Annotated in this window: 13 protein-coding genes; 8 read left to right on the top strand and 5 right to left on the bottom strand. The window is 58.7% G+C overall.

Annotated features, from left to right (window positions below; genetic code table 11):
- The 3 genes from ACA051_RS17980 to ACA051_RS17970 all read right to left on the bottom strand — a co-directional run bounded on the left by ACA051_RS17980 (position 1) and on the right by ACA051_RS17970 (position 4,954).
- Positions 1-1,518, bottom strand: a complete 1,518-nt coding sequence (locus ACA051_RS17980) for a TolC family protein (RefSeq protein ID WP_497371206.1) — start codon at positions 1,516-1,518, stop codon at positions 1-3.
- A 119-nt stretch (positions 1,519-1,637) separates the two neighbouring features.
- Positions 1,638-1,853 carry a hypothetical protein gene (locus tag ACA051_RS17975; protein WP_497310623.1) on the bottom strand — a complete coding sequence of 72 codons (216 nt, stop codon included), beginning with the start codon at positions 1,851-1,853 and terminating at the stop codon, positions 1,638-1,640.
- Between the two features lie 203 nt (positions 1,854-2,056).
- The gene (locus ACA051_RS17970) at positions 2,057-4,954 is read right to left on the bottom strand and encodes an AAA family ATPase (RefSeq protein WP_497303647.1); all 2,898 of its coding nucleotides are present in this window, start codon (positions 4,952-4,954) and stop codon (positions 2,057-2,059) included.
- Between the two features lie 449 nt (positions 4,955-5,403).
- Here ACA051_RS17970 and mhpA point away from each other — a divergent pair, with 449 nt between their 5' ends.
- Entirely contained in the window at positions 5,404-7,062 is a 1,659-nt protein-coding gene (gene mhpA / locus ACA051_RS17965) for a bifunctional 3-(3-hydroxy-phenyl)propionate/3-hydroxycinnamic acid hydroxylase MhpA (RefSeq protein WP_497371204.1), read from the top strand.
- 2 nt (positions 7,063-7,064) lie between these two features.
- Positions 7,065-7,712: a TetR/AcrR family transcriptional regulator gene (locus ACA051_RS17960; RefSeq protein WP_403096613.1), complete on the top strand. Its 648-nt coding sequence runs from the start codon at positions 7,065-7,067 to the stop codon at positions 7,710-7,712.
- Positions 7,713-7,733: 21 nt separating this feature from the next.
- On the opposite strand, the gene ACA051_RS17955 is transcribed toward ACA051_RS17960, so the two are convergent.
- Positions 7,734-8,969: an NADH:flavin oxidoreductase/NADH oxidase family protein gene (locus ACA051_RS17955; RefSeq protein WP_497371202.1), complete on the bottom strand. Its 1,236-nt coding sequence runs from the start codon at positions 8,967-8,969 to the stop codon at positions 7,734-7,736.
- A 261-nt stretch (positions 8,970-9,230) separates the two neighbouring features.
- Here ACA051_RS17955 and ACA051_RS17950 point away from each other — a divergent pair, with 261 nt between their 5' ends.
- The 5 genes from ACA051_RS17950 to ACA051_RS17930 all read left to right on the top strand — a co-directional run bounded on the left by ACA051_RS17950 (position 9,231) and on the right by ACA051_RS17930 (position 15,536).
- The gene (locus tag ACA051_RS17950) at positions 9,231-9,845 is read left to right on the top strand and encodes a TetR/AcrR family transcriptional regulator (RefSeq protein WP_461993099.1); all 615 of its coding nucleotides are present in this window, start codon (positions 9,231-9,233) and stop codon (positions 9,843-9,845) included.
- Between the two features lie 84 nt (positions 9,846-9,929).
- Positions 9,930-11,021, top strand: a complete 1,092-nt coding sequence (locus tag ACA051_RS17945; protein WP_497371200.1) for a VOC family protein — start codon at positions 9,930-9,932, stop codon at positions 11,019-11,021.
- Between the two features lie 175 nt (positions 11,022-11,196).
- On the top strand, positions 11,197-12,153 hold the full coding sequence (locus tag ACA051_RS17940) for a fumarylacetoacetate hydrolase family protein (protein WP_497310622.1): 957 nt from the start codon (positions 11,197-11,199) through the stop codon (positions 12,151-12,153).
- Positions 12,153-14,054, top strand: a complete 1,902-nt coding sequence (locus ACA051_RS17935; protein WP_497371198.1) for an acyl-CoA synthetase — start codon at positions 12,153-12,155, stop codon at positions 14,052-14,054. The genes ACA051_RS17940 and ACA051_RS17935 overlap by 1 nt, the downstream gene beginning before the upstream one ends.
- A gap of 162 nt (positions 14,055-14,216) precedes the next feature.
- A complete protein-coding gene (locus tag ACA051_RS17930) occupies positions 14,217-15,536 on the top strand; it encodes an outer membrane protein transport protein (protein ID WP_497303639.1) in 1,320 nt (439 codons plus the stop codon).
- 10 nt (positions 15,537-15,546) lie between these two features.
- On the opposite strand, the gene ACA051_RS17925 is transcribed toward ACA051_RS17930, so the two are convergent.
- Complete coding sequence (locus ACA051_RS17925; protein WP_497303638.1) at positions 15,547-16,500, bottom strand: DMT family transporter; 954 nt, start codon at positions 16,498-16,500, stop codon at positions 15,547-15,549.
- 74 nt (positions 16,501-16,574) lie between these two features.
- Between ACA051_RS17925 and ACA051_RS17920 the strand changes: the two genes are divergently transcribed.
- Positions 16,575-17,429 carry a LysR family transcriptional regulator gene (locus ACA051_RS17920; RefSeq protein ID WP_497303636.1) on the top strand — a complete coding sequence of 285 codons (855 nt, stop codon included), beginning with the start codon at positions 16,575-16,577 and terminating at the stop codon, positions 17,427-17,429.
- Positions 17,430-17,474: the final 45 nt, after the last annotated feature.

Below are 17,474 nucleotides of genomic sequence, written 5' to 3'. Positions count from 1 at the left end.
TTAGGAAAGTGGTGGCCGGTCGGCTTTGGCGGATGCGGTTGAGTTGGCGGGTTGTTCGAACACCTGCCAGCCCCCGCCCAGTGCTTTGTAGAGCTGCACGCTATCGAGCAGCAGGCGGGTGTTGCTTTCGTTGGAATTCAGGCGTGCCGCCAGGCGCGCCCGCTGCGAATCCAGCAGTGGCAACAGGTCGATTTGCCCGCGGTTATAGAGCGACTGGGCGCGGTTCTGCGCAGCCTCCGCGGACGCGGCGGCCAATTGCAGCGACCCGGAGCGGCGGCGTTCCTGCGCAAGCGTGACAAGGGCGTTTTCCACATCCTCGAGCGCCCGTACGATGCCGTCCTCGGCGCGTAGCAGCGCCTCTTGTTGAGCACTTTCGGCCGCTTCGTTGATCGCTTGCGTGCGCCCGGCGTTGAAGAGCGGCATCGCCAGCAGGCCCGCTACGTTGGTGAAGCGCGCAGCGCCTAGATCAGCACCGTTCAGGCTAAGGCCCTGACGGCCAAAGGACGCACCGAGGAAGAGTTGCGGGAACCATTCAGCTTTCGCTTGCTGGCGTCGCGCATTGGCGGCGTCGAGCTGTGCCATCAGCGCCAGTACGTCAGGTCGGCGTTGCAGCAACTCGGCGGGTTGGCCGGGCTTGGCCTCGGGCACGTCGGTCAAATCACCTGTGGCAGGCTGGATGTTCGTGGTGTTGAAAGACTGGTCGGCGATCAGCACCGCGATACGGTGACGTGACACCGCCACTTGAGTTTCCAGCGGCGGAATCTGCGCCCGCGCCGACAAGGCATCGGTCTGCGCGCGTTCGACGTCGAAGGCGGATGCCAGCCCCACCTGTTGACGCGCGGCGACCAGACGCAGCGTCTCATCCTGCATCGCCGAGATTGCGCGCAACGTTGCGACCTGGCGCTGTGCTCCGACCAGTGTGAAATAGTTGCTGACGACATCGCTCATCACCAGCAGGCGTACTCCCCGCATGCTGTGTTCCGCGGCTAGCGCATCGGCGTCGGCCGCCGCTGCGCCGGCTCGCAGACGGCCGCTCAGGTCGAGTTCCCAAGAGACGTCCAGACCCACACTGGTGGTCTTGGTATCCGGATAACCCTGTTTTATTGCTGAGTTGTAACCGCTGCTGCGGTCACTGCCGGACACGGATGCACCGACGCTCGGGAGCAGCCAGGATTGGCTGACCGTCTCTCCGGCACGCGCGGCACGCAGGCGCTCGGCGGCAATCTTGACGTCGCGGTTCTCACGCGCGGCTCGCCGCACCAGATCCGTCAGCAGCGGGTCGTGGTAGACCTCCCACCAGGCCGCCTCGGGCTCCATCTCGGAGGCTGTGCTTGCGGCAAAGTTGTTCGGCAGGTCGATTGATGGTTTGACGACTGGCGTGGAACAACCGAATAGGCCGAAGGAGATCGCGGTGCCAAGGGCTGCCGCAATAACGAAGCCAGTCGTGCGCTCGGTGCGCTTTAAGGTTGTTCGACCGGATTGATGGGACAGCGGATGGGAAGTGGAAAATCGCGACATCAGAGTGAACTCGTGTAAATGCGAGGTTGCATCAGCGTAGGTTCGGGTGCGCGCGAAGTCGTCAGCGAACCGTCGCCGTTCGGTCGCCATGCGCGCATTTATGTTTATTTTGGAAGGAGTCACTCGCGGTCAGTGTCTACCGCCTGTTCACTGACGGCCGACGCTAGATCCGAGCCAATCGACTCTAGCAACTCTTCGGCAGACGAGAACTCGCGTTGACGACCGGTGACCAGGTTTTCGAGGCGGCCAGCTAGGGCTCCCGGCGCGGCATCACTACGTAACTTGACAACGTATGCGCGGCGGTTCGGGTACTTGGATTCAGGGTTCAGGCTCATCACGGACCAGGGGATCAAGAAAGTTCGACGACAGCGTAGGCCGTCCCCTGGGTCGAGTCGTAAGCGAAAGGTCAGAGTTTGGTCGGGACAGCACTCGCAAAACAGAGACGGCGATCACCAGAACGCTGGCGGCCACGCGGTTTTAGCCCTCGCTGAGTGAGCGCGATATCAGTTCACCAGGCAAGGAAGGGTAAGCCGTCGCTTCAAGTCGACTTAGTAGCCTGAAGCAGTGAGTGCGCACGTTTCACCAGTTCGGTTCCGTCAGTTTCGGGCAATTGATCAATCAGAGTCGACAATGCCTGATGGTCCTCGGCCGTAGCGTTGTGGTGCTCATACAACTCCACCAGCGCTAGCAGTTCCAGCCACGGTGCTTCCTGGACCCGTGCCTCCTCAACGGCGCGACGCACCGCAACGCTGCCGGCGCCAGGCCGACCCTGAGCTCGAACGATCGCGGCCTCCAGCAGCAAGAGCTGCGGCAGATACACGCGTTCGCCCAGTTCTTCCCCCACCCGGAGTGCTTCGTGCAGTTCGATTTGCGCTGCGTCGTAATCACCTGCCAGTAGTAGCGCCTCGGCGGCGTATCCGAGTACTTCGCTGGCACCGGAGCGCATGCCCAGTCCGGTGTGTTCTTCGTAGGCTTCGCGTATGCGACGGTAGCCGTCGCGGGGTGCACCGTTGCGGGCGTCAGCCCAGCCGCGCCACCAGCGGCAAGCCGTGCGCCCGAGTGCGAGCGAATATTCATCGACGAGCTTCTGCATGTCGTCAGCCAGCGCAGCCACCCGCATAGGGCTCCCCAGCCGTACTTCGATCAACACCTCCTGCCAGGTAGCGACCAGCCATGTCATAGGTTGTCGAAGCGTATGCGCGCGGGTTCGTGCTTGCTGCATATGGGTCCGACCCTGCTTGATAAGGCCAGAACGCACCAGCTCAATGGCCAGCATACCGTGCAGCATCACCTGGGGATCAGCCGCAAAGATCTCGCTTGTCCCGATGTCCAGCGGCTCGGCGATCGCGAGAGCGCGCTCTAACCAGCCGCGAGTCGTTTTCGTGCGACCCTGGAGGTGATGCACCTCGCCCTGAACGATGCACGCCGCCAGCATGAGCTCTTGATCGTTCGCGTTTAGGGAGAGAGCTTCAGCACGTTCTGCCACTTCCAAAGCCTGCGAATAGTCGCCGCGCAGACCGAGCAGATAGCCGAACCCGTGCAGAAGGCGACCACGCATAGGGTGCTCGGGTAGGTCCGCGAGCAGCGTGTACGCCTGTTCGAAAGCCCCCTTGGTTTCGCTGCCGACACCGAACATGTGGAAGGCCGAAACCCCCTGCAACGTGGCCAAGGTAATTTCGAGCGTATCGCGCTCCGTGCCCTCGGGTACCTGCATAAGCAGGAGTAGGGCGCGCTCAGTGAGGCTGATGCACAAGTCCGGGCTGAAGTGCTGTAGCGCGGCTTCTGCGGCCTCGGCGTAGTAGCGCAGCGCGATCATCGGCAGCCGAGCACGGTCAAAGTGCATCGCCAGTTCCGAGGCAGCAACCGGCACACCGGCCGATCGCTCGCGTTCGAGGGCAGTGCCAACTTGGCCATGGAGATCGATGCGCAACGAACGCGGTGTGCGCTCATAAAGCACTTGGCGAAAAAGGGCGTGTCGGAACGAGTAAGGAGGCTCTACCGCCTCGTCAACATCGGGAGCCCGCGATTGTTTGAGCCATACCTGTTCACGTATCAGTTCCTCGCAGGCGGCGATCACCGAAGAGAGATTGCGCTCGAGGGCCAGCGAAACCGTCTCAATCCGGAAGTCGGACCCGCACACCGCAGCCGCGCAGAGGAGTGTTCGTTGCTCCGGATCAAGCTTGGCGATGTAGTGATCGATGATGGCCGCAAGGTTGTCGGGAACCGCCAGATTCGCCAGTCGGGCTTCGATGGTGGTTTCGTCTTCTTTTGCATCCATCACTTCACTGATGATTGAGGAAACGAACAACGGCACACCGTCGGTCCGTTCGTGCAGGGCGCGCACGAAGGCTTCATCGCGTGCAAGCGAGGCTGAACGCAGCGCCACATAGTCGGCGACCTCGGTTTCGGAAAACGGGTCGAGCACCACTTCCTCGCACAAGCGTTGCAGACGCAGCTCGTGGCGCAATGAGCTGAGCGGATGGTCGAGCGCCACCACTTCGGCAAGGCGAAAGCTTGACAGCCACATGCACCGTGCGGGGCTACGTCGGCGGGCCATGTAGTTGATGAGCTGGACTGTCGCCCGATCACTCCAGTGCAGGTCTTCGGTCACCAGCAACAGCGGGCGCGTCTCTGTGTAGCGGTCCAACAACTCACCGAACTCCCTCAGCATGCGTTCCGGACCGACGCCGGCCAGCTCGCGCCGCAATGCGTCACGCTCCTCTGTGCTACTCAACCACGGCAATTGCAGTAGCCAGGTTGGGGCCACATCGCGCAACAACGCCGGCAGGGCCGGTTCGCTGCGGCAAAGATCGGCCAGCGCCTCCAGCACCGGCAGGTACGGTTCGCCGGCGCCGAAGTGCTCCATGCAATGGCCCCGTGCGCAAGCGATGTCGCCAAGGCCGGCGAGGAAATGTTCGATCAACGTGGTCTTGCCGATCCCCGGTTCTCCAGCAAGCCAGACAACGGCCCGCTGACCGCTACCGGCCCGCTCCCACGCCCGTTGCAGTCTGGAGAACTCGTCAGTGCGACCGATGAATGACGGCAACAGGGGGGTGTCGGTCGCCGTAACCGCCATGGGTGTAGGCGGCATCGAAGCAGCAGGGGGCGAGACGCCAATGAAGCGATAGCCGCGCCGCGACACCGTCTCGATAAAGCGAGGGTGCTTAGAGTCATCGCCCAACACCTTGCGCAAATCGCTGATGGCCGTCTTCAGGACCGAATCGCTGACAAACCGATGCCCCCACACGGAATCCAGCAAGGCGTCTTTGGATACCAATGAACCCGGCTGGCGTGCGAGCACACACAACAACAGAAAAGGGGTCGGCGCCAACGCCACAGCTTTTCCATCACGCAACAAGCAAGCGTTGGCCTCGTCGAGTTCGAACTCGCCAAAGTCAAGCAGTGTAGGGGTCGGATGGGGCTGCGGACGCGCCACGGTTGATTCCTAAAGACTAAAAACATGGTGGTGCGCTGAAGATTCGCACGGGGTTCGATGCTAGAAAACGATAAGCCTGACGTCCTAGTCTTGTGGACCTGACTTCCTGCACCGACTGTTCTCCAACCTTGGCTCGGCCCCCTAACAGGTACGCACTTCAGTCCTGGGCCATTGCTCCCATGACAACGCTGATCGACTCTGAAGCCAAGCGTCGTCGGTCGGAAACTGGCACGCGCGCAACCTCACGCCACGAGCCTTCTTCGCCTTAACGCGGCCAGTTGCACCTGTATTTCAACTCGTCCGGTTGGTCACATCACGGCTCTTAAATGATCTCAAATATTAATGACAAAAACATCAATATTGAAATAAATCTCAATATTGAATATCTTGATTGTGCCTAACGATGAGACCTGTGCGCCTCACGACTTCAATCACAACAAGGGCTCGAGATGAACAACAACAAGAAAGATTCCGAATTGCCTCCCTCTACCGTCGACGTGCTGGTCGTCGGTTACGGTCCGGTAGGTGCGACAATCGCGGCGCTGCTCGGCCGCTACGGGGTGACGACCCTGGTGCTGGACAAGCTCCATGAAATCGTACTGATGCCTCGTGCCATTGCTCTGGACAACGAAGCCCTGCGCATCCTGCAACTCGCCGGATTGTCGGAAGATGCTTTTGAGAAGATCGTTATCCCTGAAGTGAAGATGCACTCTCCGGTCCTCGGACAATTCGGTCGAGCCAATACAGAAGGGTGTATCGACGGCCACCCCAAGCTTGTGACGTTCTATCAACCCGACCTCGAACGAGCGATGCGTGGCCAGGTTTCCCGACTGAAATCAGTGACCAGCCTGGGTGGTTTCGAGCTGGAGAGTCTGGTCGAGGAAGCGGAGTGCGTGGTCGCCACCGTAAGGGATCAAAATGGACACTCGCATCCTGTTCGCGCCCAGTACCTGATCGGTGCGGACGGCGCCAGCTCCAAGGTCAGAGCGCTGATCGGCCAGGAGTTCGAAGGACAAACCTATGCAGAGGATTGGCTGATTGTCGATGCCAAAAACCGGCATCAGACAGCCATTGATCACATTGAGTTTATCTGTGATCCGCGGCGACCCACGCCGCACATGCCCGCCCCCGGTGGAAGGGAACGCTGGGAATTCATGTTACAGCCCGGCGAATCCCGGGAGGAGCTGGAAAGCCCGGAAAGCATCGCCCGGCTCATTGCGCCATGGGTCAATCCGTTGGAGTTGGAAATCGAACGCAAGGCGGTGTATCGATTCCACGCGCGTTGCTGCAACCGATTCAGCAAGGGACGTACTTTCCTCGTCGGCGACGCGGCACACATCACCCCGCCCTTTGTCGGGCAAGGTCTCGTAGCGGGCCTTCGTGATGGCGCCAATCTTGCCTGGAAACTGGCTTGGGTTCTTCGTGGCCACGCCGCGCCGGCGATACTCGATTCCTATGACGTAGAGCGCCGCCCGCATGCTCAGGCGATGATCAATCTGGCAAAACTCATGGGCCGCCTGGTGATGCCCAAGAACAAGGTCGCGGCTTTCTTCATCCACGGCCTGATGCGCATGCTGGCGTTGACTCCAGCGACCAGAAGGTACTTCGAACAGTTGGACATCAAACCGAAGAACACTTTCATGCACGGTCTGTTCGTGCAGCATCGGCGGGGTGACAAGCTGGTACGCGGCAGCCTGTTTCCCCAAGCATGGGTTCGTACCCTGCAAAAGCAGATCAAGCTGAGCGACGATGCGCTGGGAGACAACCTGACCTTGGTTGGATTTGGTGTTGACCCGTTGTCACTGCTCACCACTGATCAGATCGTTGCCTGGGAAAAGATGGGCGGTCACTTCTTAGAGGTCAGACCCCGCGGCCAACGCTCCGGTGGCAGCTGTGACTTCATCGAAGACATGAACCATGAGATCTTGCCACTGGCTGCCAAAGGAACGCTCGTTGCCGTTCGTCCTGACCGGATCATCATGCACCACGCCCCTGGCACAGAGGCCAGCAAACTCCTTCGAGACTGCCGGGGTCTGCTAATGAGTGATGACGCCACTCCTGACGGCGTTTCCATTACTATCAACGAGCCGATTAGATTAAGAGCTTGATCATGGATTCCCCCACACCTCCTTTAGAAGCTGCTGTGCCAGAACCTCTCACCAGGGGGCACAAGAAGCGTGAGCGCACCCGTCGCGGTCTGGTCGACGCGGCATTGCGACTTGTTGCACGTAAGGAAGTGGGGGATATCGGATTGTTCGAAGTCGCCGCCGAGGCGGCGGTATCCAACGGCACCATCTACAACTATTTCCGAACGCGTGACGAAGTACTCGAAGCGGTGGGCATCGCCATGGCCGCGGAGTTTTCTGACGCCATTTCTGTCCTGAACGCGGACGTGCAGTGCGGAGCACAGCGGCTTTCGATTGGCGTACGCATGTTTGTGTGTCGTGCTGCGGCTGACCACCAATGGGCGAATGCCCTATTGCGCATCATCCATTTCGACCAGGCCATGCGCTCACGATTGGCTACTCATGTAATGGGTGATCTGCGTGAGGGGCTGCGTGCAGGAACTTTGGCTTATGAGGACGAGGGGGTCGCCCTGGATTTGGTCTTGTCGTGCACAACCGGAGCGATGCGCTCAGTTGTCGAGGGACGTGCAGTGGTGGAGCACGATGTGCGGGTCGCCGAAATGATTCTCCAGGCTCTGGGCGTAACGCCTGCCAGAGCCAGGAAAATCGCTGGCAAGCCGCTACCGGCCTGAACTGATGTCATCCTTGATTTGTCAGGCTTGATCGATCCATTGCCGATAGCTCTTCGCCTGGCGACGAACCTTCAACTGATTGCAGATCAATGCCATGAGTGGCGACGTCCCGGGTTTTGTCCTTTTTCCTTGGCTCAACAATCCGAGCTGCTTCTTGACCACCGATGCCACTGCAAGCGACGCCAGCGCTTTGTTCTTCCAGCGGACGACGATGGGCTCCACTTTGATGTCCCGACCTGCCATCCACTGATTTGGCAGAGCAGGCTCGATTGCTAAAGCAGTGGCAAGTCCGACCATCGACACCGAGCCGCTCACCACTCGCTCCGCGACCTCCTTTCTACGTACGCCGCCTGTGACCATCAGCGGCATGCGCGCCATTTCTCCTATTTTTTCTGCGAACTCGAGAAAGTAGGCTTCTCGAGCCAGGCTGCTGCCATCGCGGGTCTGTCCCTGCATGGCCGGGCTTTCGTAGCTGCCACCCGACAACTCGACCAGGTCGACCGCCTTGGCGTTAAGCATTTCCACTACGCGAGCCGCATCCGCAGCATCGAACCCGCCACGCTGAAAGTCCGCGGAGTTGAGCTTTACAGCGACGCAAAAGATCGGTGCCACTCGCTGACGTATTGCGTCGATGGTTTGCAGGAGAATTTGCGCACGATTTTCCAGGCTGCCGCCCCAGCTGTCGTCACGCCGATTGGTCAAGGGCGAAAGGAATTGGCTGAACAAGTAGCCATGCGCGGCATGAATCTCCACGCCGGTGAATCCGGCACGCTCGGCCAGCACCGCCGCTTGGGTGTAACGTCCAATCAGCTCTTCAATCTCCTGTTCCTCTAAAGCCCTGGGCAGCACAAACGCTTTTGAAAGTCCGGGGATATCGACCGCTACTGCGGAGGGGCCCCTTGCCGACTGTCCCATTGAAGCCAATAGCTGCCGTCCGGGATGATTGATTTGCATCCAGGCCTGGGCTCCGCGGCTGCGGCAAGCATCGGCCCATAACTTGAATTTGCCCAAGTTCCGGTCATCCTCAAGCACTACGCCAGCGGGTCCGGTCAAAGCGTGACGGTCAACAATGACGTTGCCAGTGATGATCAGGCCGGCTCCACCTTCCGCCCAACGCTGGTAGAGCTTAACCAGCGCTTCGCCTGGAGCGTGTTCCTCATTGGCGAGGTTCTCCTCCATGGCAGCCTTGGCGATTCGGTTCGGAATCACCGTGCCGTTAGGTAATCGAAGTGGTTTGAAAAGATTTGAGCTGGTCATGTTATGTCCTGGTTTTCATCGATGGGCAGAGCCAGGTGCTTGCCGAGAAGACGAGCCTGCGCATTGACATAATTGAACACTAGTGTTCAATTATGTCAACGTGCAGGGCTGTTGATGATCCGGAGACATCGATCATGGCGTCCTAATTATTAGGTTCATCGCCGATTGTCAGACAAAAAGCCAGAATGCTAAAAAATATGGTTGACGTAAAATGAACACGAGTGTTCAATTGCTCTATAAGGTAATCCTGGAGAGAGAACCGTGGAATCCCTGAATCCGACACAGCGCCGTATACATCAAGCTGCCTTTCGCTTGTTCGCCGAGAGAGGCACCTCACAAGTGAACATCCTTGACCTCGCGCAAGAGGCAGGCGTCGCGCGCGGAACGGTTTATAGCAACATAGACAGCATGGAAAGCCTGTTCGAGGCGGTCGCCAGCCATCTCGCGAGGGAGATGCATGAGCGCGTCAACAAGAGCTTCGACTCCCTATCGGATCCCGCTCATCGCCTTGCAAATGGCATTCGATTCTTCATTCGCCGAGCGCACGAAGACTCCCAGTGGGGCGCGTTCATCCATAAATTCGCCATGAGCAATTCGGCGTTGCGCGAAATGTTCAGCAGCCAGGCGACCAAGGATCTTCTGAGCGGGCTTGCCACTGGGCGCTACACGTTTGCGCAGGAGCAATTGCTCTCGGTACTGACGTTGATATCGAGCAGCGTGCTTGGCTCGATTTTCCTGGTGCTGGAAGGGCACCGAACGTGGCGCGAGTCGGGCTCTGATACCGCCGAGCTGGTATTGCGGGCATTGGGTGTGCCGTCAGAGGAGGCTCGTGCGTTGGCGACCAAAGAGTTGCCGGCACTTCCATCTCTCGACTGATTTCGTAACTGACTTAATTGGCAAAACCCCCGGGTTTTCAGGGGTTCGGGACAGCTTTGCCCAAAAAACCGGAAAACAACAACAATGAACAACAAAATCGAATTGCACCGGTTGGCGACGCAACAGCCCGCCCGGCATCCGCAGCCGACGGTAAAGGCCCAGGATCTGACGCACCTGATCTTCCAGCGGCCGGACTTGAATGAGGCGGCGCGTTTCCTGACTGACTTCGGCCTGACGGTAAGTCGGCAAGAGGCCGATACGCTCTATATGCGGGCCACCGACGCCACTTCCTATTGTTACCGTGTCCAACGCGCCGAAAATGCCCGTTTTATAGGGTTCGGACTTGCAGTGCAGTCCCTGGACGAACTGGAAAAGCTCACTCGAATCCCGGGTGCGTCATCGGTCGAGAAATCGGAACATCCCGGTAAAGGTTATTACGTCAGGCTGACGGATCCTTCCGGTTTCATTGTGGAAGCTGTCTGCGACCAGACGCCGTGCAAGACGCTGGCCCATAGAGCTCCTCTCAACTGGAATCTGGCGCAGGAACAACCGCGAATCAACGCCACGCAGCGCCCGCCGATTGCTCCCCCTGAAGTCCTCAAGCTTGGCCACATCGTCATTGAAGTGGCCGACTATCAGGCGACCTGTGCCTGGTACACGCAGCATTTCGGGTTTATTCCCAGCGATGTTCAGGTACTCCCCGACGGCACGCCTATTGTCACTTTCATGCGCCTTGATCTCGGTGATATTCCCGCGGATCACCATACGCTCGCGATTGCGCAAGGGTTCATGGCCACCTACAGCCATAGCGCCTATGAAGTCGTCGATGCAGACGCCGTGGGTATGGGGCAGCGCGTCCTGCGGGAGCAGGGCTGGGCGCACTCATGGGGCATCGGCCGGCACATTCTGGGCAGTCAGATCTTCGATTACTGGCAAGACCCTTGGGGCGACAAGCACGAGCATTACTGCGACGGGGATCTTTTCACGGCCACTCGGCCTACGGGCATTCATCCGGTCAGCCCCGAGGCAATGGCGCAGTGGGGGCAGCGCATGCCCAAGAGTTTTACCAAACCCAAGATGAACCTGACCAATGTGCTTCTGCTGATCCGCAACCTGCGACGCAGCCCGGATTTAACGATTCGCAAGTTGATCACGCTGATGCGGATGTTTGGCTAGAGCTGCCGCCATGTCGAACAACTCAACCCGGTTTGGCCGGCGGGACGTGCTTAAAGCCGGTGCTTTGATCGCTGGCGGTGCGTGGGTCTACACCGTTACCAGCCCCGTTTCAGAACAACACCACAGTTCCCGCGCCACCGAACGCGGGACAAACGCCGCTCCAGGAGTACCTTCAATGTCTGCTGTACACGTAGTCCGCTTTGAATTTGAGAACGGTATCCACTGGGGCGTGCTTCGCCAGGGCCGTATCACGGTTGTCCCCGGTGTTTTTGAAACTACTGGTGACTTCATTCGCCAGAACAGTCTCGATGACCTCGCTCAACTGAAAGGTTCGGAGTTGGAAGAGGGCGAAGTAAAACTACTGTCGCCGGTAACCCGTAACCAGCAGTTCGTCTGCCAGGGTGCCAATTACCGTCAGCACATGATCGAGTCAGGCATGGACCCGGATGCGAAGAAATTCAACATGATCTTCACCAAGGCGACGAGTTGCCTGGTGGCGGCTGACAGCGACCTGATCAAGCCGCGCCACGTGCGTTTTCTTGACTACGAGATTGAACTGGGCCTCGTGATGAAACGCTCGATCACCGGCGCTATTGCTGTCACCGACACCAATCTGCATCAGTTCATTGCAGGCGTCGTCATTGTCAACGACTACTCGGCGCGTGACATTCAGATTCCCCAGATGCAGTTCTACAAGGGCAAGAGCTACCGCACTTTCGGCCCGGTCGGCCCGTACCTGTGCCTTCTGGATGCCTCGAACATTCATTACCTGAAAGAACTGCAGCTGCGCCTGACGGTGAACGACCAGGTGCGACAGAACGACAATACGGCAAATCTGGTTTACGGCCCGGCTGAAACCCTGACCGAACTCTCCGCCTTGCAAGATCTCGCTGTTGGAGACTTGATCGCCACTGGTACGCCTGCCGGCTGCGCACTAACGATCCCTTCGCCCGGCAAAATGCGCATTGCAGCCCTGCTGCCCGAAGCCACCAAGTGGAAGCTTTTCCTCAAGGCACAAGAGGGCCGGACGCAGTACCTCAAGGCCGGTGACGTGGTCGAGGCGCGTATTCGCAGCGCCGATGGTGTGGTCGACCTCGGCGTACAACGCAACCGAGTCGTGGGGGAAGCCTGATGGTTGTGCAGACCCTGAATGACATCGAAAGTCTTGAACGAGTCCCCTTGTCGGAGCGTGGTCTGGCTTGCAGCACTTATGAAGCGCTGCGTCAGGCAGCCGAGCGCACCCCCCAGGCACCGGCGCTGAGCTTCTTCGCCGATGCCGCCGATTTCAAGGGTACCCACGAGTGGAACTACTCACAGCTTTTCGCGGATATCACCCGCGCGGCAAATGCCTTCCATGACCTGGGCATAACACCGGGTGAGGTGATTGCCTTTGTTTTGCCCAATCTGCCGGAAACCCATTTCACGGTATGGGGCGGGGAGGCGGCGGGGATCGTCATGGCGATCAACCCTCTGCTTGAGGCCAAGCAGATGGCTGGCTTGCTGAATGCCGCGAAGGCCACCGTGGTGGTGACACTCGCGCCGACTCCAGGCAGCGATCTGTGGCCCAAACTGGCTTCGCAGCTGGATCAGGTACCCGCGGTCAGGTCGGTCGTTTGGGTCAGTATGGAGCCCTATGTCGCCGAACCTGTGCGCGGGATCCTGAAAACAATGGCACTTAAGGAACGAGACCTACACAGCGGTATCGCGATCCATGATTGGCAATCGCTGATGAATACGCAGCCGCAAACCTGCCTGAAGAGCGGTCGGCGAATCCGTCAGGATGAGTGCTCCTCTTATATCTGTACTGGCGGCACCACCGGACTTCCCAAGATCGCCGCGCGAACCCATGGCTCTGAAGTATTCAATGCATGGGCCGTGGCCGCTCACTTGCAGCCACGCAGCGGTGGCCAGGTTATCTTTTGTGGCCTGCCGCTGTTTCATGTCAATGGCCAGCTTGTGACTGGACTGATGCCTTGGACTCAAGGCGACCATGTGATCCTCGGGACGCCTCAGGGGTATCGTGGCGAGGGGGTGATCCCGCGATTCTGGGAGATGGTCGAGCACTTCGGTATCAACCTCTTTTCCGGCGTGCCTACTGTCTATGCCGCACTTCTGCAAAATGAATGGCAGGGCCGCGATCTTTCGAGTCTTCGCTTTGCCATGTGTGGCGCCGCCCCCATGCCGGCTGAGCTTTTCCGAGAGTTCGAGAACCGTACCGGGGTGAAAATCCTTGAAGGTTACGGCCTGACTGAGGGCGCCTGCGTCTCGTCAATCAATCCGCCCCATGGCGAGCGCCATATCGGCTCCATCGGGATACGGATCGCCTACCAGAATATGCGCGCGGTCTTGCTCAACGATTCCGGAGAGTACCTGCGCGACGCCAACGTGGATGAGATCGGCCTCATCACGATCAGTGGTCCGAACCTCTTCGAGGGCTATCTGGAGGAGCGTCATAACCAGGGCCTCTGGATCGATATCGACGGTCAGCGCTGGCTGAATACGGGTGATTTGGGTCGCCAGGATGCGAAGGGTTACTTCTGGCTGACCGGACGCAAGAAGGAGTTGATCATCCGTGGCGGCCACAACATCGATCCCAAGCAAATTGAAGAGGCTCTGCAGGCGCATCCCGCTGTTGCCCTGGCCGCTGCCATCGGCAGCCCCGATGCCTACTCGGGCGAGGTGCCGGTCGCCTACGTTCAACTGCGCCCCGGGCAAGTGTGCAACGCCGAAGAACTTGAGGCATTCGCGCATCTGTACATCAGCGAGCGGGCAGCCGTGCCCAAACGCATCGAAATCCTTGACGCGTTGCCACTGACTGCCGTGGGCAAGATATTCAAGCCCGCTTTGCAACAGCGGGAGATCGCCAGAGTCGTCCAGCAGGAAGTGGAGCGCCTGGGGCTCTCGGATATTGCTGTTGAAGTCGTGCAGGATAACCGTCGTGGGCAGGTTGCCTGTGTCAGGGCCGGAACTGACCAGGAAGTCCTGGCTCCACTCTTGGGACGTTATAGCTTTCAAGTTGAGTGGGTTAATTGAGTTCCTGATTCGCAATCTGTAAGTCCGGCAGTCATGCCCTGGCGCTATTCAGCCAGGGTGTTTGACACAACATCGATCCACTCCAACTGGCACTGAAAAGTGCACGAAAAGGCGAAGCCTTGCCTGGTGCAATCAACAAAAACAATAAACATGAGGTGGAAAATGAAACTGAATAACCGTCTGATCCCGAGTGTTTCTACTCAGCGTAAGTGTGCAGTCTGGATTGAATTCAGCAGTGCCATCGCACTACTCAGCGCCTCTACCATTGCAAGCGCCAATGGCATTGCGTTAAACGAACAAAGTGCAAGCAGTGCGGGAACTGCTTATGCGGGAAGGTCGTCTTCTGCACTGGACGCCAGCACTATCTTTGGAAATCCCGCAGGCTTGACCAAATTGAAACGTACTGAGATTTCCGGCGGGGCCGCGGTCGTCTCGGTGAGCGACGACATCAGTGATGCGCAGAGCAGTGTCGCAGGCACGAATAAAGGGGACTCGGTACCTTTGGGAGTCGTGCCCTTCGCTTATATGTCGACGCCACTTGATGATCGTTTTTCGATTGGTCTTGGCCTCTATGCGCCGAGTGGTCTGATCAATGATTACGAGAGCTCTTTTCAGGGTCGCTACCATGGCTCCTATAGCACGACCAAGGAAGTAACCCTTCAGCCCACCATTGCCTGGCGGATCAATGATTACGTGTCCATTGGTGGCGGACCGACCATAAACCGTTTTAATGCAAAGCTTCAAAATTACCTGGCCACTGGCGCCCTGAACAACGGCGAGGACACACTGGTCACCATCAAAGGAGATGACACTGCACTTGGCTACAACGTAGGCATCTTGGTTGACTTTACTGAGGCTACCAGTTGGGGGATTAACTATCACTCGAAGGTGGACTACGAACTCGAAGGGCATACTGAGGTTTCCGGCTCCCCGAGCGTTATCCCGCTGGACGGAAATTATGACAACAAGATAGACCTCACGATGCCCGAATCCGTGGACACGTCTATCACCCATCATTTCAATGATCGCTGGACGGGATACCTGGGAACCACCTGGAAACGTTGGAGCCGGATCCAGAAAGTCGAGGCAGTCAACAGCGGTCTTTCCCCCGTGGGCCAGGCGGCTGGCATGAGCACGGTGATCGAAGAAATGAACTGGCGCGACACTTGGTCCACCGCAGTTGGCGCCTCCTATCAAGTGAACCAGCAATGGCTCCTGCGCGCGGGCTACGCCTATGATCCATCGCCTATCAGGAATGCCGATCGCAGCGTGCGCATTCCCGTTGGGAATCGCCAGGCCGTGACCTTGGGTGGTGCGTATTCGCCGAATTCCGATCTGACGATAGACTTTGCTTACGGTTACCTCTGGGATTCCAAAGTCTCAGTAAAGCAGTCGAACAACTCCGGTGTTCAACCGGAATACAGCGCCAATTACGACAATAGTGCGAATGGAGTTTCAGTGCAGGCCACCTTTCGGTACTAATCGGCCTGACTCAGAGCATATCCACTACGAATTGATTGGCTTGCCGGGCCTCCGACCGCACCACCATCCAGATTCCGACCCCGGACACCGCCATGCCTGACACCATTTGCCAAGACAACGGTTCGTTGAACATGGCCCAGGCCCAAAGCATCGTAACGGGCGGGCTCAGGTACAAGACGCTGGTGACTCGGGTGGCGCTCGCGCGGCGCAGGCATACCCAGTAAAGCCCATAGCCGCCTAGCGTAGACAATCCCACGGTCCACAGTATGCTCAGGGCAAACCCCGTACTGGGTATCGGCGCGAGGCTACCTTGCGTGCCCTCGATCAGGGCGAATGCAAAACTTGACACACAACATTGCAGCCACAGGTTGGGCAGCAGGTCCAGTGATTCAGCGGCGGGTAGGTGCTTCTGCCAGAGTGTCGCGACGGCGAGCGAAAGGGTGCCGAGCACCGGCAGGCCATACACCCAGAGTGGTGCATGGCCCCACGCCAGTGCGCCAAGCGTCACCACCACAACCCCGACCAGGCCGACGCCCAGTCCTGCCCAGACTTGCCAGTGCAGTTTTTGCCCAAGCACCCCAACGGCCAGGAGCGCGACAGCCATCGGCAGCAGGTTGGCGAACATCGCGGCAAGGCCCGCCGGTACGCCCAGGGCGATGCCTTGTATGACGCCGGCCAGATAGCCGGCCATGGCCAGAAGACCGATACCGGCATTTTTCAGTAACACGGCCGGTGAGGCTTGCCGCAATTGCCTGGCGACGAAAGGCAACAGGATCAGCGTGACCACGACGCAGCGCCAAAACACCACCAACAACGCGGGCGCGTAGTCGATCGAGAATCGCGCGCCGACAAACCCGGAACTCCAGGTCATAATCAATGCCGCCTCGAGCAGCGGCAGTGGCATCGTCCGGCGCCAGGCAGGGGTGGCTTGTTGGTGACAGGGCATCGGTGTGTGCTGGTTCATTGCCACAGGCTACGAAATCAGCCTAATCTAATAAATCAAAATAAAGTGCAGCAGTCATTCACGATGAGTAAACCATGACGGCGATACTCGATATCGAGCTGGTACGCACGTTTCATGCGGTGGCGCGGGTTGGGAAATTCAGCGCGGCGGCCGAGCAGCTCCATAAAAGCCCGGCGGCTGTGAGTGTGCACATCCAGCGGCTTGAGGCGGTAGCCGGGGGCCGTTTGCTGAATCGCGACAATCAGTCAGTGTCCCTGACCGCGCTGGGCAAGCGTTTGCTCTTGTCGACGACAGAACTGCTGAGCACCCATGACCGGGTGTTGGCCGACCTGCATGGCACCCATTTGGCGGGACGCATTACCCTTGGTGTCCCCGACGAATACGCCGCCCATGTGATCCGCGACATCCTGCCGACGTTCGCCGCAGCCTGGCCCAACGTGGTGCTGGAGTTGAAGACAGCGCCAAGCGACTCGCTGCGTGATCAAGTCCAACGTGGAAAGCTTCAGACCGCTGTGATTGCCCAACCCAAGGGGCAACTGACTGCGCAGGCGCAAATTCTTGTCGCTACCACCCCTGTCTGGGTGGGGCCGGCAAACAAAGCGCTGACCTCGACGGATCCGCTGCCACTGGCCGTGCATGCGGCACAATGTCCTTATCGGCAAGCCATGATGGCGTCACTCAAACAAAGCGGCCGCAGGCTGCGCGTGGTGTTGGAAAGTCCGTCCAACCAAGCCGTCAGCGCCTGCGTGGAGGCCGGTCTGGCGATCAGTCTGATAGACCGCGCCCGCGTGACAGAAAAAATGCAGATCCTCGACGGTTTGCCCGTCATCGCGGAGCATGCGGTCGTGTTTATCCGATCGCTGTCTTCAGAATCCGATGAAGCGGTGAATCTGCTCTCTCATGCCATGCAACAACACTTTCGGCTTTAGTCCGTGAGCAAGGGAAACTGTCTGGCCCAATCGCCTCTTGTTGAA

The sequence above is a fragment of the Pseudomonas sp. LBUM1669 genome, from assembly GCF_059695705.1.
The sequence above is the reverse complement of the archived record's forward strand: the minus strand, read 5'-3'. Positions and strand labels throughout refer to the sequence as shown.